The organism is [Borrelia] turdi, from assembly GCF_030439285.2.
Lineage (GTDB): Bacteria > Spirochaetota > Spirochaetia > Borreliales > Borreliaceae > Borreliella > Borreliella turdi.
In genome coordinates, this window is record NZ_CP124018.1 from 375930 (window position 1) to 396425 (window position 20496).

General features: G+C 29.3%; 19 protein-coding genes. 4 read left to right on the forward strand and 15 right to left on the reverse strand.

Annotated elements, in window-relative coordinates; translation table 11 throughout:
- Position 1: 1 nt before the first annotated feature.
- The 5 genes from QIA31_RS02340 to QIA31_RS02360 are packed head-to-tail and all read right to left on the reverse strand — an operon-like array spanning position 2 to position 7131.
- A complete protein-coding gene (locus QIA31_RS02340; RefSeq protein ID WP_301394098.1) occupies positions 2 to 2299 on the reverse strand; it encodes an AAA family ATPase in 2298 nt (765 codons plus the stop codon).
- A 10-nt stretch (positions 2300 to 2309) separates the two neighbouring features.
- On the reverse strand, positions 2310 to 3527 hold the full coding sequence (gene tyrS / locus QIA31_RS02345; RefSeq protein WP_301394099.1) for a tyrosine--tRNA ligase: 1218 nt from the start codon (positions 3525 to 3527) through the stop codon (positions 2310 to 2312).
- On the reverse strand, positions 3524 to 4861 hold the full coding sequence (locus tag QIA31_RS02350) for a glycine--tRNA ligase (protein ID WP_301394100.1): 1338 nt from the start codon (positions 4859 to 4861) through the stop codon (positions 3524 to 3526). The genes tyrS and QIA31_RS02350 overlap by 4 nt, the downstream gene beginning before the upstream one ends.
- A gap of 20 nt (positions 4862 to 4881) precedes the next feature.
- Complete coding sequence (gltX, locus tag QIA31_RS02355) at positions 4882 to 6351, reverse strand: glutamate--tRNA ligase (RefSeq protein WP_301394101.1); 1470 nt, start codon at positions 6349 to 6351, stop codon at positions 4882 to 4884.
- A gap of 12 nt (positions 6352 to 6363) precedes the next feature.
- The gene (locus QIA31_RS02360; protein WP_301394102.1) at positions 6364 to 7131 is read right to left on the reverse strand and encodes a hypothetical protein; all 768 of its coding nucleotides are present in this window, start codon (positions 7129 to 7131) and stop codon (positions 6364 to 6366) included.
- A gap of 125 nt (positions 7132 to 7256) precedes the next feature.
- Between QIA31_RS02360 and pdeB the strand changes: the two genes are divergently transcribed.
- Genes pdeB through QIA31_RS02380 form a run of 4 tightly spaced genes read left to right on the forward strand, consistent with a single transcriptional unit; the run spans position 7257 to position 10777 of the window.
- Positions 7257 to 8396, forward strand: coding sequence for a cyclic di-GMP phosphodiesterase PdeB (gene pdeB / locus QIA31_RS02365; protein ID WP_301394103.1), 1140 nt, complete (start codon positions 7257 to 7259; stop codon positions 8394 to 8396).
- A gap of 22 nt (positions 8397 to 8418) precedes the next feature.
- A complete protein-coding gene (locus QIA31_RS02370) occupies positions 8419 to 9132 on the forward strand; it encodes a 5'-methylthioadenosine/adenosylhomocysteine nucleosidase (RefSeq protein WP_301394104.1) in 714 nt (237 codons plus the stop codon).
- Complete coding sequence (gene metK, locus QIA31_RS02375; protein ID WP_301394105.1) at positions 9129 to 10307, forward strand: methionine adenosyltransferase; 1179 nt, start codon at positions 9129 to 9131, stop codon at positions 10305 to 10307. Before QIA31_RS02370 ends, metK begins: the two co-directional genes overlap by 4 nt.
- Positions 10304 to 10777 carry an S-ribosylhomocysteine lyase gene (locus tag QIA31_RS02380; protein WP_151074247.1) on the forward strand — a complete coding sequence of 158 codons (474 nt, stop codon included), beginning with the start codon at positions 10304 to 10306 and terminating at the stop codon, positions 10775 to 10777. The genes metK and QIA31_RS02380 overlap by 4 nt, the downstream gene beginning before the upstream one ends.
- Positions 10778 to 10787: 10 nt before the next feature.
- On the opposite strand, the gene QIA31_RS02385 is transcribed toward QIA31_RS02380, so the two are convergent.
- From QIA31_RS02385 to rpsL, 10 genes are all read right to left on the reverse strand, one after another.
- Complete coding sequence (locus tag QIA31_RS02385; RefSeq protein WP_301394106.1) at positions 10788 to 11450, reverse strand: hypothetical protein; 663 nt, start codon at positions 11448 to 11450, stop codon at positions 10788 to 10790.
- A gap of 26 nt (positions 11451 to 11476) precedes the next feature.
- The gene (locus tag QIA31_RS02390) at positions 11477 to 11896 is read right to left on the reverse strand and encodes an HIT family protein (RefSeq protein ID WP_301394107.1); all 420 of its coding nucleotides are present in this window, start codon (positions 11894 to 11896) and stop codon (positions 11477 to 11479) included.
- 50 nt (positions 11897 to 11946) lie between these two features.
- Positions 11947 to 13311, reverse strand: coding sequence for a magnesium transporter (gene mgtE / locus QIA31_RS02395; RefSeq protein WP_301394108.1), 1365 nt, complete (start codon positions 13309 to 13311; stop codon positions 11947 to 11949).
- 56 nt (positions 13312 to 13367) lie between these two features.
- Positions 13368 to 14792 carry an MGH1-like glycoside hydrolase domain-containing protein gene (locus tag QIA31_RS02400; RefSeq protein WP_301394109.1) on the reverse strand — a complete coding sequence of 475 codons (1425 nt, stop codon included), beginning with the start codon at positions 14790 to 14792 and terminating at the stop codon, positions 13368 to 13370.
- A 111-nt stretch (positions 14793 to 14903) separates the two neighbouring features.
- Entirely contained in the window at positions 14904 to 15929 is a 1026-nt protein-coding gene (gene bmpB, locus QIA31_RS02405; protein ID WP_301394110.1) for a nucleoside ABC transporter substrate-binding protein BmpB, read from the reverse strand.
- Between the two features lie 93 nt (positions 15930 to 16022).
- Complete coding sequence (gene bmpA, locus QIA31_RS02410; RefSeq protein WP_301394111.1) at positions 16023 to 17042, reverse strand: nucleoside ABC transporter substrate-binding protein BmpA; 1020 nt, start codon at positions 17040 to 17042, stop codon at positions 16023 to 16025.
- A 40-nt stretch (positions 17043 to 17082) separates the two neighbouring features.
- Positions 17083 to 18144: a nucleoside ABC transporter substrate-binding protein BmpC gene (bmpC, locus tag QIA31_RS02415; RefSeq protein WP_301394112.1), complete on the reverse strand. Its 1062-nt coding sequence runs from the start codon at positions 18142 to 18144 to the stop codon at positions 17083 to 17085.
- A 319-nt stretch (positions 18145 to 18463) separates the two neighbouring features.
- Complete coding sequence (gene bmpD / locus QIA31_RS02420; RefSeq protein WP_301394113.1) at positions 18464 to 19489, reverse strand: nucleoside ABC transporter substrate-binding protein BmpD; 1026 nt, start codon at positions 19487 to 19489, stop codon at positions 18464 to 18466.
- Between the two features lie 100 nt (positions 19490 to 19589).
- Complete coding sequence (gene rpsG, locus QIA31_RS02425; RefSeq protein WP_151060047.1) at positions 19590 to 20063, reverse strand: 30S ribosomal protein S7; 474 nt, start codon at positions 20061 to 20063, stop codon at positions 19590 to 19592.
- Between the two features lie 24 nt (positions 20064 to 20087).
- Positions 20088 to 20462, reverse strand: a complete 375-nt coding sequence (rpsL, locus tag QIA31_RS02430) for a 30S ribosomal protein S12 (RefSeq protein ID WP_151060048.1) — start codon at positions 20460 to 20462, stop codon at positions 20088 to 20090.
- Between the last annotated feature and the right edge of the window lie 34 nt (positions 20463 to 20496).

Here is a 20496-nt window from a genome sequence, read left to right on the forward strand (position 1 = left end):
CTTATAAAAACTCATATTTTATTATTGTTTCATCTAAATAGATTTTTATTTTACCAGAATTTTCAATTTTCTTAAAAAGAATTTCATCTATTAAAAGTTTCCCCACTTCTTTGAATATAAATTTTTTAACACTTCTTAATCCATAACCTTTCCCATAAACCTTTTCCCGAATATAATCAACAACACTTTTTTCAAAAAAAATATCAAATTTTTTATCTCTTAATATCCTTGCAAAACGATTAAGCTCATTAAAAATAATTTTTTCAAAATCTAACTCATCAATAAATTTAAATAAAAACACATAATCTATTAACTCTAAAAATTCATTGGGAAACCTCTTCTCTAATATAAGATTAAAATCATTTTCTCCTGCCATTTTATTTTTAAAGCCAATGCTATTAAGCTCATTATTCTCTGCATTGACACTTATTACTATTAAACTTTCTGATAAACTTGCCTTTCTCCCAAGACCATCAAAAAGTTTACCTGTTTTAAACCCCTCTAAAAAAAAATCCAAAACCCTTTTATTACATTTATCAAGATCTGACAGGAAAACAATAGAATTAGAAAATTTATTCAAAAATTTGAAAAATCTAGTAGATTCATAATACCCCTCATTACTTAAAACAGGCCCAATTAATCTATCAAGAGAATTAAAATCGCCATACTCACTCATATTAAGAGTAAATTTTGGAATTTTAAGCTCTTCTGACAAAATATCCACCAATTTGCATTTTCCGGCTCCAGAAGCACCAATAAAAGCAAATATACCAATAGTACTTCTATTAGCAAGTATATTAAATTTTAATAATTTAATATTTAATATTAAATCAGATGCCAAACTATCATTTATAATAAGTTCTTTTTTTATTCTATTTTCTAAATTAATCAACAATTCACTATTGTACTCTTCAAAATTAAAAATATTAGAACCAATAAGAGACTTAATCAAATCACAAACATCATCTTTTGTTATGATCCTTTTTATGTTTTCAAGTTTAAACTTAGAACCTAATTCATCTAAAATATCAAAAGCTTTGTCTGGAAGAAATCTATCTTTAATATACTTTTGAGACATGACAATGCAAGCTTGTATTGCCTCCTCAGTATATTCTACATTATGATATCTCTCATAATCTTTTTTAATCTCTTGCAAAATATTATAGGTGTCATCAAAATTTGGCTCTTTGAGCTCTATACTCTGAAACCTTCTCATTAAAGCCTTATCTTTTAAAAAAAATTTTCTATATTCACACTCAGTAGTAGCCCCAATAAATTTAATTTTTCCCAAAGTAAGAATAGGCTTCAATAAATTAGAAATATCCATACTGCCAAATGAAGTAGCTCCTGCCCCCACTATCATATGAATCTCATCAATAAAAAGAATAACTTTCTTTCTTGAGTTTAAAAAATCTAAAACCCTGTTAATTCTGCTCTCAAGATCTCCCCTATATTTAGTACCAGAAATAAGCCTACCAATATCAAGAGAATAGATTTCATACCCTATTAAATCCTTTGGAACATTCTCTGTTTTTATTTTATATGCAAGACCTTGGATTAGTACTGTTTTGCCAACACCAGGTTCTCCAAATAGAATAGGATTACTTTTATGCTTCCTAAGTATTATCTGAATTAACCGAAATAATTCTTGCTTTCTGCCAATTAAAGGATTGTGCTTTAAATCTAAAGAATCAATAACGTTTGTTAAAAAATTGCCAATGGAATCTTTATTTTCTAAGAAAATATTATTTTGATCTAACTTACTTCGATTATCATTAAAAATATGAAAGCCTCCTTTACCTTTTGGTGCATTATTATGAATATATTCTGCAATTAATTCGCCATCATAACCTGAAGCAGATTTAGTATTTAAAGCCAAATAATCATGAACTTCAATGAGTTTGTCAAAAATAGTTAAGTTAAAGCCTGAGTTAAGTAACGCATCTAAAATGCTATTTTTTCTTTTTTTAACAAGCACCCACAATAAATCTTTTTCTTGTATTTTATAAGGTTTTTTATAAAAAAAAAGAATACTAATTATATCTTCGTACAAATAATCAATACTAGAAACATTATCTGGGATATAATTGTCTCTTAAGGGAAGTTTACTAAAAAATTCTTCTAACTGTTTATTAAGTTTATAAAAGTCAATTGTACAAAAATTAAGTAGCTCTTTAATTTTATCACTTTTAATCAACCCATAAAAAATGTGCTCTTCTGTAAAAACAAGATGCTTAGACTCCATGAAAAACAAAAATGTGTTAAAAAACAAACAATTTAAAGCTCTTCTGTCATACATTAAAAATCAACTATAAAACAATTCGTAAAAATTTTTTTTTACCTACTCTTAATTCAATTTCATTATTATTAAAATCCTCTTTAGTAAGACAATGATTCTGATTTTCTACCCTTTTACCATTAATATATACTCCTCCAGAATTAATTAATCTTCTACCTTCTGACTTACTAAGCACAATTTTTGAATCTAGCATTAAATTAACCAATAACACCTCTTCTTCTACACTAGAAAAGCTAAACTTAAAAAATGGAATATTACTTCTATCTCCACTACCCCTAAATGCAGCAAAAGATGCCTCTTGAACCTTCAAGGCTTCTGCTTCTCCATGAACAATTTTAGTTATCTCAAAAGCTAAAATCTCTTTGGCTCTATTTAAAGAATTTCCCTTAAAATTTGAAAGTAATTCAATCTCATCTTCTTCTAAAAAAGTAAAAAGGTATAAAAAAGTTTTAACATCAGAATCTGCGGTATTTCTAAAATACTGATAAAAATCATAAATACTGTAAAGACTAGAATCAAGATAAACAGCACCTTTTTCTGATTTACCCATTTTTTTTCCATCACTTCTTGTAATTAATGGAAAAGTAAGCCCAAAAGCTTCTACTCTATTTTTTCTCCTAATCAGGTCAACACCTGAAATAATATTGGCCCATTGATCATCACCACCAATTTGAAGTCGGCAATTTTTAATTTTATTAAGCATATAATAATCATAAGACTGCAAAAGCTGATAATTAAACTCAATAAATGAAAGTCCAAAATCTAGCCTTCTTTTATAAGTTTCAAAACTTAACATACGATTAACAGAAAAATGGATGCCAATATCTCTTAAAAATTCAATATAATTGAGACTATCTAACCAATTTGAATTATGAATAAAGCATCTTGAACTAAACTTAGTTATTCTTTGAAGTTGATTTTTTATCGACAAAGCATTATTACTAATCTCTTTTGAAGATAAAATCTTTCTCAGCTCGCTTTTTCCAGAAGGATCACCTATTTTTGTTGTAGAATCTCCAATCAAAACAATTGGCATGTGACCATGTTGTCTGAGATGCATCATTGCTAAAAAAGGAATCAAATGACCAATATGAAGAGAGCTAGATGTTGCATCAACTCCTGCATAAAAAACTATCTTTTCTCTGTCCATTAAATCACTTAAAACTTTCAAAGATGTACATTGCTTTAAAAATCCACGCCTATGTAAAAGATTTAAAGCAAGATTCATTTATTAAAATCCCCTTTATAATTTAAAATATCTGTTTTAATGTATGAATATAAATCATTAATAAAAATTCTCTTCTGAGTCATATTATTTCTCTCCCTAATAGTAACTGTTTTATCCTCAATAGTGTCATAGTCTACTGTTACACAATAAGGAGTCCCTATTTCATCTTGACGTCTATACCTTTTACCTATTGTTCCACTATCATCATAAAATATATGAAAATCATCACAAAGCTCTACATAAATCCTTCTAGCAATCTCAACAAGCTCAACTTTTTTAACAAGAGGAAATATAGCAATCTTATAGGGAGCCAACTTGGGATGTAATCGTAAAACAATACGCTTATCCCCATCTGAGAGCTCTTCCTCAGAATAAGCATCACAAAGGGACATCAAAACAGACCTTGTAAGCCCAGCAGAAGTTTCAATAACATAAGGCACATATCTTTCTTTTGTTAACAAATCATAATATTCAAATATTTTAGGATTATTAGAGAATTTAGAATGCTGTGTTAAATCATAATTACCCCTGTTATGAATACCTTCTACTTCTTGAAATCCAAATGGGAATTCATACTCAATATCAAATGCAGATTTTGCATAATGAGCAAGCTGTGTTGAATCATGAGCTTTAAATCTTAATCTATCAGGCCTAATTTTAAGAGTTTCTACAAAAAAATTCATTCTATTTTGTTGCCAATAACTAAACCATTCATCTATTTGCTTGGGATGAACAAAAAACTGCATTTCCATTTGCTCAAACTCACAAGTTCTAAATATAAAATTTTTAGTAACTATTTCATTTCTAAACGCTTTGCCCACCTGAGCAATTCCAAAAGGTATCTTAAGCCTTGAAGAATCTAAAATATTCCTAAAATTAATAAAAATTCCTTGCGCTGTCTCGGGCCTTAAATAAATCTCACTAGAACTATCCTCAACTACTCCAATATGAGTCTTAAACATTAAATTAAAACTTCTTGGAGAAGTAAAATTATTTCCAACTTTACAATTCGGACAATTTTTTGACAAATCAACAAAATCAGCTCTAAATCTACTTTTACAATCTTTGCAATCAATCATAGAATCTGAAAAACCGTCAATATGCCCAGATGCTCTCCAAACTTCAGGTCGCATAAAAATAGCACTATCTAATCCTACAATATTCTCGTGTAAATACACCATGCTCTTCCACCACTCTTTTTTTATATTTTTTTTAAGTTCAACTCCCAAAGGACCATAATCCCAAGCTCCTGACAGACCCCCATAAACTTCTGAGGACTGAAATACAAAACCTTTTCTTTTTGCAAGAGAAATAATATCTTCCATTCTAACCATAAAAATATCCTTAATAGCTATTAATTTATTCTTAAAAATTCCTGTGCCAATTTTATTCTTTCAAAGACCTTAGACTTGCCTATTAATTTTAAAGAGTCAAAAAGCGGCGGAGAGACTTTGCTGCCAAGTACTGCAATTCTAATAGGAAGAAGAATTTCTCCCAATTTAAAACCATTATTCTCAGCAAAATCATAAAAAATTTTATCATTTTCCTCTGAAGATCTTTTTTCAAATCCTTCTAAAACAGGCTTTACTAATTCTAAAATAGAACAAATCTCTTTAGCTGTTTTTTTTCTACTTAAAAACTCATCTAAATTCCAAGATTTAATATCTTCATAAAAAAATTTGGTCATATTTAAAGCATCGCTTAGTTTTTTAATTCTACCCTTTATAAGAGGAATTAATAATTTTAATTTTTGGCTCTCTTCTGGAGTACTAGGCTTAGAAACATACCCTTTTTTTTGGAAAAAAGGCAGTAAAAGATTAAATAAATCTTCATTTTTTTTCCCTCTAATATAGTAGCTATTGAAAAAATCCAACTTATGATAATCAAAAATCGCAGGCGACTTATTGATCTTCTCAATTGAAAAAAATTGCTCAAGATCAGTTTTTGAAAAAAATTCTCTTTTATCATCGTAAGACCAACCAAGCAAAGTAACATAATTAATAATAGCTTCTGGGAGATACCCATCTTCAATAAACTGCCTTAAGGCTGTTGCCCCATGTCTTTTGCTTAATTTTTGACCATCATTTCCCATAACCATTGGAAGATGACAATAAATAGGTGGCTTCCATTTAAAAGCTTCATAAAGAAGCGTGTGCAACGGGCCTGAAGAAACCCATTCTTGCGCCCTTAATACATGAGTAATTTTCATTAAATAATCATCAACAACATTTGCAAGATGGTAAGTAGGCAGTCCATCTGACTTAAGGATTACAGGATCAGGACTAATGTCTTTATTTGACCATGTAATCTTTCCAAGCAAAATATCATCAAAGCTAGTATCTCCTTCTAAAGGAATTTTAAATCTAACAACAGGCTTGATTTTTTTAATTAACGCATTCTTAAATTCGTCATCACTTAAATTTCTACAATGTCTATCATATCCGGGTGACATCTTATTAATATTTTGAATTTTTTTAATTCTTTCCAGCCTTTCAGGACTACAATAACAATAATACGCATGCCCAGATTCAATTAAATATTTAGCATACTGCTTATATATTGCACTTCTTTGAGACTGAACATAAGGTGCATAATCGCCTCCTACAACAGGGCCTTCATCAAAAGAAATGCCAAGCCATTTAAGACTTGAATAAAGATCATTTTCAGCTTCTGAGAAATATCTGCTCTGATCTGTATCCTCAATTCTAAGTAAAAACTTACCCCCACAAGACCTTGCAAAAAAATAATTAAACAAAGCTGTTCTAATCCCCCCAATATGTTGCAAACCCGTTGGAGAAGGCGCATAACGAACTCTTATACTCAAAACACAACTCCTTCAATAAAAAACATCTTTTTTAGAAAAATCATAAATATAATAAAAAACAACAAAAAATAAATTCGAACTAAGTAGCCTTGTATGCTTAGAATCTATTCTATTTTTAAATTTAAAATATCGATTTCTAATCTCAATTTTCCTGATTTCAAGCAAATCAAAAGATATTTTCGATTTTCGCAATAAATAATAGAAATAAATAGTAAAAATATCATTTTTTAAAAAAAACTTACTTAAAAAATTCACTAACTCTTTTAACTTTAAATGCTCTTCAAATGACAACATGCTAAGAGCCTCACAGTATTTCACCCACTTATTTCTATTGCTCTTATGATTTAAAATTAAACTAGAAGCCTTTTCTTTCTCTCTAAAGCTAATAAGAACAGAATAAAGCTCTACTATTGTCTTATGCTTTAATTTATTGTCTTTTAAATACAAATAAAGCTCGTCAAGGCTTTTTTTATCTTGTTTTATTAAAATAAGCCTAAGAAAAATAGATATTTCAAAAACACTTTTAAGCTTTTTACGAACCATTTTAAGCTTTAAAAAAGTAAATGTATCTTCTATCCCATTTAAAATAAAATACAATCTTGAAGAAAAATATTGAGAATAAATAACATTAAAAACAACCACTAGTAAAAAATAAATTACAATAAATTGGCAATTAAACAAAATAAAGCTTAATTTCATTTGAAATCTTAAAATTGCAAGAAAATAAATAAATAATCCAAGAAATACAATATTAAAGCCTAAGCGTATTTTTTCTACCATAAAAATCTCTTCAAAAGAAGCTTAATTCAAAAATTGAGATATAATAAATACATTATACTAATAGATAGACAATTAATAAATAATATGATATACATGGTTAATAGAGCTTAATTCCAAGGAAATAAATGCAAAATTTTGAAAGCATTATCAAAAACATAAAAAATTCATCATATTTAATAGACAAGGAATTTTTGGTTTGGCCTAAGAATGCATTTATTGAAGACAAAAATATTGAGCTTATCGAAAAATGGAACTTAAAATCATACATTAAAGAGAGAGCAAATTTTTTCAGTGATGATTCTGTTAAAAAAGAATATGAAGAAATACACAAAAAATTCAATGACGAGGCTATTTCTAGTTATCATGTAATAATAAGCAATTTAGAAGAAATTTATGAAAATTGCAAAAGAAATAAAAAAATATATTACCAAGACATTATGCCTACTGTAAAAAAAGTAATAGAATTTTATAAGAAACAGAAAAAAATTTTTATCAAATATTTTAGAATTCCCAAGCTTTCTGCAAACTACCACATTATTCATTCAGTAAATACAGCTATCTTAACAGTGGCCCTTGGGAATGAAATGGGACTAAATAACTATAAAACAGTAGAACTTTGTAGTATTGCTCTTTTACATAAAATAGGATTCCTGTTTATCCCATCAAAAATCAGCGAAAAAAAAGAAGCATTAACTGACGAAGAACTAGAAATAATAAAAAAATATCCCATAATCAATTATAAAGTAGCCTCAACAAGCAATTTGTCACGATCAATATGTTTAACGCTTTTAACACATAAGGAAAATTTAGACGGAACAGGTTATCCTAAAGGACTAACAAGTGAAAACATAAGCATAGAATCAAATATAATAGGCGCTGCTAGCGCCTATTCTGCTATCATTTTAGACAAGGCATACAAAAAATCTTTTAATTCTGGAGCATCTATTATTGAATTAATTAAAGATGCTGACAAAAAATTTGACAAAAGAGTTTTAAAGTTAATAATCAATGCAATATCTTCTTGCCCTTTAGACTTTATTGTAGAACTTAATGACAATTCTATAGCCAAAATAGTAGACATAGACGATTCTAACCCAAAACTTCCATACATAAACTACATAATAAAAAATGGAAAAGTTGTAGACGAAAGTGAGCAAGTTAGCGTTCAGGCTATACCAAACACAAATACAGGAATAAAAAAAATACTCAATCAAAATGAAATAGAACTAATTAAAAATAAACATTCTTTATCAGATAACATATAAAACACTTAAAAGGAGAAAAAGCATGATTTTGATCGTAGCAGCTATGCAAGAAGAATCAGAAGAAATAAATAAAATGATTAATGAGAAAGAAGAGATTGTATTAAATAGCTACCTAGAAAATAAAAAAATTTATAAAGGAAAAATCTTAGGAAAAGATGTAATATCTTTAACTACAGGAATTGGAAAAGTTAACGCAGCTACTTGGAGCAATCAAATTATATCTAAATATAAAATCACTCATATAATAAACTCTGGAAGTTCTGGAGGAATAAAAGAAAGCTCTAACCTTAAAATATTAGATATCATAGTATCCTCAGAAACAGCATACTATGACTTTAACTTAACCAAGTTTGGACACAAAATAGGACAAGTCCCTAATTTACCACAAAAGTTTAAAGCAGACAAAGAGCTATTGAAAAAAGTAACCAATATTATTGACAACAAACTTTTAAACATTGATATCCATATCGGCCTAATACTAACAGGAGATCAATTTGTTGACAATGAAAAAAATCTTGAGACAATTAAAAAAAATTTCAAAGATGCTTTAGCCGTAGATATGGAAGGAGCTGCAATAGCTCAAGTGGCACACATATTTAAAATACCATTCATAATAATTCGTTCAATTTCTGATTTACCAAACAATAACGACAACCATATAGACTTTAATAAATTTTTAAAAACATCATCAATAAATTCAAGCAAAATGACAAAGGAACTTATTAGGCTAATATGAATAAAATAATAGCAGCTAACCAAACTTTAACTTCTGAGGCTGTATCTGAAGGACATCCAGATAAAATTGCAGATCAAATCTCTGATGCCATCCTTGACGAAATGCTAAAAGTAGATAAGAATGCAAAAGTAGCTTGCGAAGTCATAATTACACAAAATTTAGTAGTAATAGCAGGAGAAATAAATAGTCCTGAAAAAAAACACATAAATATAAAAGAAATTGCTAAAAAAATTATTAAAGATATAGGCTATACAAATATTGATTATGGACTTGATTATAAAACAATAACGGTAATAGACACCATTGGCAATCAATCACGTGATATTATAAACGCAATTGAAAAAAAAAGATCTAATACCCTTGGAGCAGGTGATCAGGGAATAATATTTGGATATGCTTGCGATGAAACAACAAATTTTTTACCTGCTCCTTATGAACTCGCCAACTCAATTTTAAAAAAAGCTAGCAATCTTAGAAAATCAGGAGCAATAGAATGGTTGCGGCCCGACTCAAAATCTCAAGTTACTATAGAATACGATAAAAACAGAAGGCCTATCAAAATAAAAAATATTATAGTCTCTCACCAACATCATCCAAATATCTCCCAAAAGCTAATAAGACAAACAATAATTGAAGAAATTATTAAGCCCACCATTCAAGACAAATCAATACTTAATGACAATACTACTTATTGCATTAATCCTTCTGGAAATTTTGTAATTGGCGGTCCTACAGGAGACACGGGCCTTACGGGAAGAAAAATTATTGCCGATAGTTATGGAGGATTTGCAAGACATGGAGGAGGAGCATATAGCGGAAAAGATGCCACAAAAGTAGACAGATCAGCTGCCTACATGGCAAGATATATCGCAAAAAATATGGTAGCAGCCGGTATTTCTAAAGAATTCGAGCTACAACTTGCATATGCAATTGGAATTGAAAACCCAATATCTATTCAAATAACTTCAGGAATAAATGATCCTAAATACGCAAACAAAATATTAAATTTCATTGTCAATAACTTCGATTTAACTCCCAATGGTATAATTAAAAAATTAAACCTAAAACAACCCATATATCTTAAAACTTGTACTTATGGTCATTTTGGAAAAAATGAATTTGAATGGGAAAAATTAGATTTTGTAAAAAAAATACAAACGGTACTAAAAAAATGAAAAAAATAACAAGCTTTACAATAGACCATACAAAATTAAACCCTGGAATATATGTCTCAAGAAAAGATACCTTTGAAAATGTGATATTTACTACAATAGACATTAGAATTAAAGCTCCCAACATTGAGCCAATAATTGAAAACGCAGCAATACACACAATAGAGCACATAGGAGCTACTTTGCTTAGAAATAACGAAGTTTGGGCCGAAAAAATAGTATATTTTGGTCCCATGGGGTGCAGAACTGGTTTTTACTTAATAGTTTTTGGAAACTATGAAAGCAAAGATCTTATTGACTTAATATCATGGCTTTTTTACGAAATTGTAAATTTTTCAGAACCTATTCCAGGAGCAAGCGATAAAGAATGCGGGAATTACAAAGAACATAACCTTGATATGGCTAAATATGAATCTTCTAAATACTTACAAATATTAAACAATATCAAAGAAGAAAATTTAAAATATCCCTAGCTTATAAAGCTTACAAAATAGAAAGTATCTCGCTGTCATTTTTTGTTGCTACATCAAGCTGAAAAATAAAGCCTAAAGTTATTTTATGCATTTGATTTAAAAGCAAAGACTTGTTATAAAAAATTGGAGAAATTGAATATTCCAAAAAAATAACATCCATATTAATTCTAGCTCCAATGTCTACCCCTAAAATGACATTATTAAATAATGCCCAATCATGCGAACCTTCAAAACAAATTTTTGCACCAATATATGAAAATTTTAACCCTGTAAAAAAGATTAAACTAAACATTGGAGTATAAGGCAAAAAATAATAATTGCCATATATTCTCATTGAGAATGTAATATCTTTTACTATAAAATAATTTAGAGAATGCTTTAAATGTATTTGATCATCCAACATAAACATAATTTCTTTAGTATAAGGAGTATGGCTTGGCAACAATTTAATATCTAAATTAAATTCCCCACCAAATGCAAAATTTTGAGAAACATTAATACCAAGTCCGCTGAAAAATTGATACCTAAGTCTTTCGTAGAAGAATAAATCTTTAGTAAAATTATCAACACCAACCCCAATTCCATTGTATACATTAAGATAGCCAGGAATTCCTGAATAAACTCTCAATACATTAAACATAAAAACAAAAAAGAAAATAAAGTTTCTTCTCATAAAGAATCCTTTTTGGCAAAATAAAATTAAATATTCATACCTATTTGTATAGACAACTCTTTAAATTTTTCAACCTCAAGATCAATTTTATTGCCTCTCTTAAAACCAAGCCCATCATTTTTAAATCTTGGAATTATATGAAAATGGGTGTGAAAAACCTCTTGCCCTGCAACAGCTCCCAAAGAAGAATAAATATTTATTCCACCATAAATGCCTAAATTTATTTTCTTTAAAGCATTAGAAATTTTTTTACATACACTTAAAATTCTCTCGTTAAATTTATCATCCATATTCAATAAATTTTCACTATGTTCTTTAGGAATAACAAGAATATGCCCAACAGCCAAAGGATTAATGTCCAAAAATGCTAAAACTAAATCATCCTCATAAACTTTATAACTAGGAAGCTCTTTATTTACTATTTTACAAAAAATACAATTATACATTAAAATATCCTATTATAAAAAAAATAACAATCAATATATTTAAATGAAACTTAAACAGCATAACTAACCAAAACCCATTTTGCTATATTAAAATAAGCTATCAAAGTAATAACATCTGCAATCGTAGTAATTAAAGGGCCTGCCATAAGCGCTGGATCCAGCTTGAAAATTTTAGCAACAATAGGTAAAAGACCCCCCAATATCTTTGCTACTGTCAAACTTACCATCAGGCAGGCTGAAACTACAAACGCTATTTTCAGCTTATCAGAATGCTGCGGAGCTACAAAAAATACAATTCTTAAAAAATTAACACTAGCAAGAATTACTCCCACTAGAATACTAACACATATTTCCTTTAAAAAAACTTTAAAAAAATCTTTTACCTTGACAGTACCAAGAGCAAGCTCACGAATTATTAAAGCAGATGCCTGAGAGCCAGCATTGCCTGAAGTATCCATTAAAAGGGGAATAAAACTAGCCAAAAGTACTAAAGACAACATTAAGTTTTGATAATTTGAAATGATTGTCGCTGTAAAAGTAGAAGATACCATAAGGATTAAAAGCCAAATTATCCTATTTTTTGTCATAACCAAAATAGAAGTATCAAGATAAGACGTATCTAGGGGCTTAACAGCCGCAATCATTTGAAAATCTTCAGTATTTACAGATTGAATAACATCTAAAATATCATCGATAATAATAACCCCTATCATTCTCCCTTCATTGTCAACAACAGGAACGCTAGTAATATCATACTTTTGGAAAAGAAGCGCAACATCTTCTTTCTCATCATTAACCCCCACAATATAAAACCCACTACTTCTCATTATTGATGACAAAATGACATCATCTTGAGCTAAGATTAAATCCTCAATTTTTATAACTCCTTTTAAATGTTTTTCATCATCTGTAATATAATAAGTGTAAATATCTTCTTTGGTTTTAGCTACCCTTCTAATATAGTCAAGAGCTTTGCCAACTGTGAAATCTTCTTTAAGTTCAACATACTCAATTGTTACAATCGAACCTGCAGAATCATCACTGTAGGACAAAAATTTATTAATAATTTCTCTATTCTCTTCTGTAGAACTTGCTAAAAATCTTTGAACAACATTTGCAGGAACCTCTTCTAAAAGATCAATAACATCATCAAGATTTAGCTCATCAATCATTTCACTTATTTCTTTATTTGTAAAAGAATTTGCTAATTTGTTTTTTGTAGATTGATCAAAATTAGAAAAAGTTTCAACTGCTATTTTTTTTGGCAAAAATCTGTAGAGTAAAATCAGTTCAGATCCATTAAGTCTTTTAAGAGCCTCAGCAATGTCAAAAGAATCATGCTTTAAAAATTTTTCTTTAATTTTAGAATAACTCTTCTCTTTAAGAAAAATTCTCAATTCATCAATATCTATCATTAAAAGGCCTCCAAAAATTTAAATTTCACAAGACATTTAATGAATCCACCAATTCATCAAAGCTTATCTAACAACATAGAACACCTTCCTGAAGGAATGGGAAGGGTTTTTTCTTTTTTATTTAATATATTTATTGTAAAATAATAAAGTTTTTCAGATTCCATTTTTATTTCCCAGCCTCTTTTCCCTTTATTACAAATTATTGTAGTTTGATTCTTTTTAAGAGATAAGCTTTCTATCCCCATAATCTCAAGAGTTGGTATGTTCCAATATACAGTTTTATCGGGCAAACTAATTGTAAGCCCAATAATATTTTCTATCATCAAGCTAATGCTAAAAAGAGCAAGATAACAAATAAGATCTTTCTCAGTATAAGTTTTTTTATTAGAATCAAAATATGCAGGCCCTTCTTGCATAGGCTTGTAAGCTTCCCAAATGTGCCCTTTAATTTTATTAAGCGGCATTAAAGTATCTAATATATAATATAAATGCCTTATGGTGAATTCTCTTGCAATATTTGCACGACCACAATATTCAAGGCCTTTGATCACAAAAAAATTTATATAAGTATAAACCGAGCCATAATATCCATTACCATCCTCACTAAAACCAGGCTCACTAACAGCAAGAGTTGGGAAAGGATTTGGAGTCCCAAAATGCTTAGTACTTTTTAAATAAAAAATCATTCTTTCTATTCTATCCTCGCTGGGAATCTCAGAAAGCATTGGAAAAAACCCTGCTATTGTCTTAATTTCAAGAATATTTTCATTAACATCAAGATCATAATAAAATCCATCTTTTTCACTCCACATTAAAGAATTAATTTTGACCTTAAGAGAAAAAAATCGTTTTTTGTATTCAAGTGACAAATTTTTATCATTTAAAATGTCTGCTAATTTAGAAATACAATATGCACTATGAACTTGTAATGAATTAAAATCTATAGGATAGTATGCACCTACTCTTGGAGAGTTTTTATAAAAAATTTTATTTACATCAATTGAATAAAGACCATTTTCCTTTAAAAATTTATTCTCTATCCACTTATAATACTTATCAAGAATTGGCAAAACTTCAGAAATTCTCTTTTTATTTCCCGTTTTGTGATATAAATTATATTCAGCCCATGCAAAAATAGGAAATCCAATATTCTCTTCATTATCATCAAGATCAATAATAGCATTGTTATTGTCATATCTAGCTCTGATTGCACCAGATTCTTCCTGCAATTGATAAAATTTATCAATTGCAGATGTAGATGAATATTCCCCATTACTATAGACAAGAAAAAAGCTTGACATACAAGCTTGCATCTGGTCTATATAATTACAATTTTCAGAATAATAATTTTTATCTTTTTTGCCCTTATCAGCAACTTTTTGTAAAACAACCTTGTCTTGAATCCAAGATAAACTTTTATTATAAATATCAATAAAGTCTTGATCATAATAGTAAATTTTAGGAAACATCTTTTTATTCAATGCTAAATCCTCTAATAAATAGAAATGTACTTCTATTTATTATAACACAATAAATATAACATAATTAAAAAATTCAAAATTAGAAAATTAAAATCTTTTTACTTGAAAAATCTATAACTTTAATATTTGTTTTATAAAAATTTCATACCCTTCCTGATTGCAAGGAACAATAATCTCTTTGCTGATTATTTTATTTTCAAGGACTTTTATGTATTCAAATTCATTCGCATTAGATAAGCCAACAACACCATCTCTTAACCCCATTTGAATAATTTTTCCACCTTCCCAAACATTATTATTTTTAAGATATTCGCTAGTAACCAAATACAATGCATCACCAACGTTTTTTATAACAGAAGTAATAAAATTTTTGGGAGCAAGATGCGACTGATCTTGATCGGCTCCAATGAGATAGTAACCATCACCAAGTTTTTTTGCAGCCTCAATAACACCAAATCCTGATAACCCGGCTGCAAAATGAATTATATCTATACCTTTAGAATACATTTTATTAGCCATAATTCTACCAATATTAACATCAGAAAAAGAATTGGTGTATTCACTTATAATCGTTATGCCTTTATTAGCATACTTTGCACCAGCTTCATAGCCATAACGAAATGCATCTACTACACCGCTCTTAACTCCGCCTATAAAACCTATTTTGCCAGAACTACTTTTTTTAGCTGCAATATAGCCAGCTAAAAAAGCACCTTGCTCTATTTTAAAAACAACGCCAATCAAATTTTTAGGAATTTGAACATCATCGCCATAAATAGGATCGATTATTCCATACCTAATTTCTGGATTCTCTAATGAAGCCGATAAAGAAACATCCGTAAGCATGTACCCTATAAGCCAAATCAAACCTGAACCATTCATTTTAAAATTATCAAGATCTGAAACATAACTGGAATAAACTCCAGAGACAGCACTAGAAAAAACTTTTTCAATACTTTCTGGAAAATCTTTTTCTAAACGCAATAACGCCCTATTAGCGCTAGAATTAAAAGATTTGTCATCAAGAACACCATCTACCAACATAGATATCTTAATTTTACTTGAACCAGATTCAGCTCCATTCTTACTAAAGCAAGAAGTCAACAAAATTCCAAATATAAAAATTACAATACTCATACAGAAAGATTCTCCATTTCTATTATTTAAACAAAACTAATGTGTTTTTATACCTAAATTATTAAAAATAAAAAATATAAATTGACTCTTTATTTAAATAAATTCTTTAAGAAATTTTTTATAACTTTCTTCATTACAAGGAACAATAATTTCTTTATTGATTATTTTGCTAGAAAGAATATCAATTTCTTTTTCAAGTTCAAATGGAATCATTTTGGGATTTCTTACAAACCCTATAACTCCTTCTTTAAGGCCATAATTTATTAATTTTCCGCCTTCGAAAGTATTAGTTTTTAAATAATTAGATGTAAAAATATTTAAAGATCTACCAACATCTTTCGTTGAAGATGTAATAACATTATCAGGAGCAAGATATGATTGATCCTCATCAACTCCAATAATGTAATGCCCAGGACCAAGTTCTTTTGCAACCTCAATAGCCCCAATTCCTCCAAGACCTGCAGCATGATGAATAATATCTATCCCATCAGAATACATTTTAGTTGCAATGCTTCTACCAGCTTCAAGATCATCAAAGCTGCCAATATACTGGGTAAATATCTTTATATCTTTATTGGCATACTTAGCACCAGCCTCATACCCATACTTGAAAGCATCTACTATCTCGCTCTTTATTCCTCCTAAAAATCCAATTTTACCTGTTTTAGAAACTTTTGAAGCAATATAACCTGTCAAAAACGCGCCTTCTTGGGCTCTAAAAGTCATGCCTACTAAATTTGAAGGAATAGGCTCGTTAGAATAAACAGGATCAATAATCGCATATTTTACCTCGGGATTTTGTAAAGAAACAGCCTTGGCCACATCGCTAAATCTATATCCAACAAGCCAAATTAAATTTGAACCCGCATCTTTAAGCCCTTCAAGATCAGATAAATGAGAACTTGTTGAGGATTCTTTTAAGAGAAGCTCAATCTTAAATTCCTCTTTAACTTTTTTTATACCATTTAAAGCGCTTTCATTAAAAGATTTATCATCAAAAGTTCCACCAACTATTACAGCTATCTTGGAAATTCCACTCTCAAGACTGCCCTTGCCACTACAAGATAAAAAAATAACACCTTCAAGTAAAATCAATAATAATAATTTATTCATAAACTGTTCCTCTTTTCAAATAAAGCTATACCTAAGTAGTTTATAACTTTGATTTAAATAAATCAAATGCATATTCACTATCAGGAACAATAATTTCTCCACTTATTATTTTATTTTCTAGATCAACAATCTCATTAACTAACCTATCATTTAAAACATCAGGATCTTTAACAATTTCTATTACTCCTTCTTTTAACCCTCGATCAATAACAACCCCGCCTTTAAAAGCTTTATTTTTAATATAATCTGATGAAATAGAATAAATAACCTTACCAATATCCTTAAGTATTGAAGTAATAACATTTTGAGGTGCAATATATGATTGATCTTGATTTAAACCAATAACATAATATCTAGATCCAAGTTCCTTAGCAGCATCATAAACCCCAAGACCAGTTATGCCAGCTATTGGAAAAATAACGCCTACTTTATCCTCTTTATACATGAACTTAGCCATTTCTTTGCCTTTCTCTTTATCGAAAAGAGACGGCGCTTTTTTTGAAACTAATCTTAATTTGGGATTAGCATAAAAAATTCCAGCCTTAAAACCAAACTTAAAATCATTTAAAGATTCACTTTCGGGACCTGTTAAAAATCCAATCTTTCCCTTTCTACTCATCTTAGCAGCAATATATCCAGCTAAAAATGCAGCCTCTTCATTTCTAAACTTAATAGCTAAGGAATTCTTAGGAACTTGAATATCACCATAATCAAAAGCATCTATAATCCCATAACAAATATCTGGCCGTTCATAAGAAAGCTTAACTGATAAATTGGAAAATTGATATCCAATCAACCAAAAAATATTTAAAGGATTTTTTTGCACCTCATAAGCATCCTCTGTCATTGCCTCATTAATAGTAAGAAGTCTTTTACCCTCAATAGGGTAAGGCCTTAAAGATTTAGTTATAAGTTTTACTCCAAAATCATCTCTAAGTTTTACAACGCCCTCATGAACACTTTGATTATAGCCTTTATCGTGAAAGCTACCATTAGCCAAAACACCTATAACAACTTTCTCAGATTTAACAGACTTCCCATTAGGTCTAAAACAAGCCAATACAAATAAAGACAAAACAATAAAAATAAACCTTTTAAACAAAATCAATCCTCTCCTTATAAAGCTTATTTAAAAAATTTAGAATTTTCAAAAATAAAAACATTAACTTTATTTTACTAATAAGTAAAATTCCTTATTTATAAAATAAAAACTTCAACAAACCTTTTTTTAAAAAACTTCTAGCATTAGTAAAAATATGATGATAGAATAAATAATTTTTCCTATCATCACCATAATATCTAAATTTAAACTCTTTTGCAAGATTGATCTGAATTTAAAATTACAACAATTAAAAGATTTTCTAAAATCTCTTTAAAAAGCCTAAAAACATTTCTCACAAACCAATTCCATACAAATCAAGTTAATTTGCTATTTGTAAAACAAAGTTATCATAAGATACCTTGTCATAAGGCACTCTTATTATACCATTCATTATACTTTGCCCAATTTTCAACGATCTGTTATAAATCTTAGAATAATTTGATTTTAAGTTTTCATTTAAAACCAAGCCAAGTCCATCTTCCTTAAGTCCAAAGAAAATATTCTTTCCTCCATCCCAAATTCCAGTTTCTAAATACTTTTTTGTTAAGCTATACATCAATGAGTCAACTTTCTTTACAGCCGAAACAAGAACATTATTAGGAGCAAGATATGATTGGTCCTGATCTACTCCAATAATATAATGATCGGGTCCCAATTCTTTTGCAGCCTCAATTACTCCTATGCCAGAAAGTCCTGCTGCTGCAAATATAATATCAACTCCATCTCGATACATATTGGATGCTGTTGAGCGACCAAGTCCAAAGTCTCCAAATGTGCCAACATATTGAGATACAACTTTAATATTGGAATTTGCATACTTAGCACCAGCTTCGTATCCATACATAAAAGATTCTAAAATTTTTCCTCTCACTCCTCCAATAAATCCGATCTTACCGGTTTTAGACGCTTTGGACGCAAAATATCCTGCTAAAAAAGCTACCTCTTCGGATCTAAAATGAACATTAAGAAGATTTTTGGGCATTTGAATTTCATTATAAACCCCTTCTATGATTGCATAACTAACAGAAACATTCTCGCTAGCTCTTTGCAAAAGAACATCTGACAATCTAAATCCAACTCCCCAAATCAAATCTGAATCACCATCTTCTAGAGTTGTAATATCTCCCAAATGAGAATTGCCTGTAGATGCTTTTTCAATTATATTTATATCAAAGTCTGACTTCAATTTTCTTATTGCCTTAGAAGAACTTTCATTAAATCCTTTATCATCAAAAGTGCCGTCAACTATAAGCGAAATTGTTTTTGAACCTGACTTCTTCTCATCAGAGCCAGAACAAGCAACAATAAATAAAAAAATTAAAAAACAATAAACTTTTTTTAACACAAAAACCCCCTTATTTAATACTTTAATAAAAAAAATACAAATAGCTCTAGTAATACCACAACATATAAATAAAAAAAACACCTTAAAAAAGGTGTTTTTTTTACCATCTATAATGAGTAAAAGCTTTATTTGCCTCAGCCATTCTATGAGTATCCTCTTTCTTTTTAAAAGCAACTCCAGTAGAATTATATGCATTTAAAAGTTCGTTTGACAACTTTTCCTTCATAGACTTACCACTAGCCTTTCTGGCAGCAAAAATAATCCACTTCATAGCTAAAGCCTCTCTTCTCTCTTCTCTAACTTCAACAGGAACTTGATAGGTAGCACCACCTACTCGTCTGCTTCTTACTTCTACTAATGGCTTAATATTATCTAAAGCTTTGCAAAAAACAGCCATCTTGTCACTATCTTCAAGCTTATCAGCTAGCAAATCAATCGAACTATAAAGTATACTCTCGCTTATTGATTTTTTTCCATCGTACATCATTCTGTTCGCAAACTTTGCAACAATTCTAGAATTGTACCTAGTATCAACAAAAATTTTCTTTTTTATTTTTTTATTTTTTCTTGACATATTTAATATTAACCTACCTTTTAGTTAAGCTTTAGGTTTTTTTGTTCCATATTTAGATCTACCCTTTTTTCTATTGTTAACTCCAAGAGTATCCTTGGCTCCTCGAACAATGTGGTACCTTACTCCGGGCAAATCTTTAACTCGACCACCTCTAATTAGAACCACAGAGTGTTCTTGTAAATTATGACCAATTCCTGGAATATATGCTGTTACTTCAAATCCATTTGAAAGTCTAACACGTGCTACTTTTCTTAAAGCTGAATTAGGCTTTTTAGGGGTTATGGTCATTACACGTGTACAAATTCCTCTTCTTTGAGGGCAATTTTGAAGCGCAGGAGACGCGGTCTTCTCCGTTTGACTCTTTCTAGGCTTTCTAATTAATTGATTAATTGTGGGCATTTATCAACGCTCTCCTTTTCTTGAAATTATTAGT

Coding starts and splice junctions, on each gene's coding strand:
- bmpA (WP_301394111.1), bottom strand. CDS start 17,042: ATGAATAAATTATTATTATTGATTTTACTTGAAGGTGTTATTTTTTTA.
- QIA31_RS02360 (WP_301394102.1), bottom strand. CDS start 7,131: ATGGTAGAAAAAATACGCTTAGGCTTTAATATTGTATTTCTTGGATTA.
- rpsG (WP_151060047.1), bottom strand. CDS start 20,063: ATGTCAAGAAAAAATAAAAAAATAAAAAAGAAAATTTTTGTTGATACT.
- bmpB (WP_301394110.1), bottom strand. CDS start 15,929: ATGAGTATTGTAATTTTTATATTTGGAATTTTGTTGACTTCTTGCTTT.
- QIA31_RS02370 (WP_301394104.1), top strand. CDS start 8,419: ATGATTTTGATCGTAGCAGCTATGCAAGAAGAATCAGAAGAAATAAAT.
- QIA31_RS02350 (WP_301394100.1), bottom strand. CDS start 4,861: ATGGTTAGAATGGAAGATATTATTTCTCTTGCAAAAAGAAAAGGTTTT.
- rpsL (WP_151060048.1), bottom strand. CDS start 20,462: ATGCCCACAATTAATCAATTAATTAGAAAGCCTAGAAAGAGTCAAACG.
- metK (WP_301394105.1), top strand. CDS start 9,129: ATGAATAAAATAATAGCAGCTAACCAAACTTTAACTTCTGAGGCTGTA.
- QIA31_RS02380 (WP_151074247.1), top strand. CDS start 10,304: ATGAAAAAAATAACAAGCTTTACAATAGACCATACAAAATTAAACCCT.
- QIA31_RS02340 (WP_301394098.1), bottom strand. CDS start 2,299: ATGTATGACAGAAGAGCTTTAAATTGTTTGTTTTTTAACACATTTTTG.
- tyrS (WP_301394099.1), bottom strand. CDS start 3,527: ATGAATCTTGCTTTAAATCTTTTACATAGGCGTGGATTTTTAAAGCAA.
- QIA31_RS02385 (WP_301394106.1), bottom strand. CDS start 11,450: ATGAGAAGAAACTTTATTTTCTTTTTTGTTTTTATGTTTAATGTATTG.
- pdeB (WP_301394103.1), top strand. CDS start 7,257: ATGCAAAATTTTGAAAGCATTATCAAAAACATAAAAAATTCATCATAT.
- mgtE (WP_301394108.1), bottom strand. CDS start 13,311: ATGATAGATATTGATGAATTGAGAATTTTTCTTAAAGAGAAGAGTTAT.
- QIA31_RS02390 (WP_301394107.1), bottom strand. CDS start 11,896: ATGTATAATTGTATTTTTTGTAAAATAGTAAATAAAGAGCTTCCTAGT.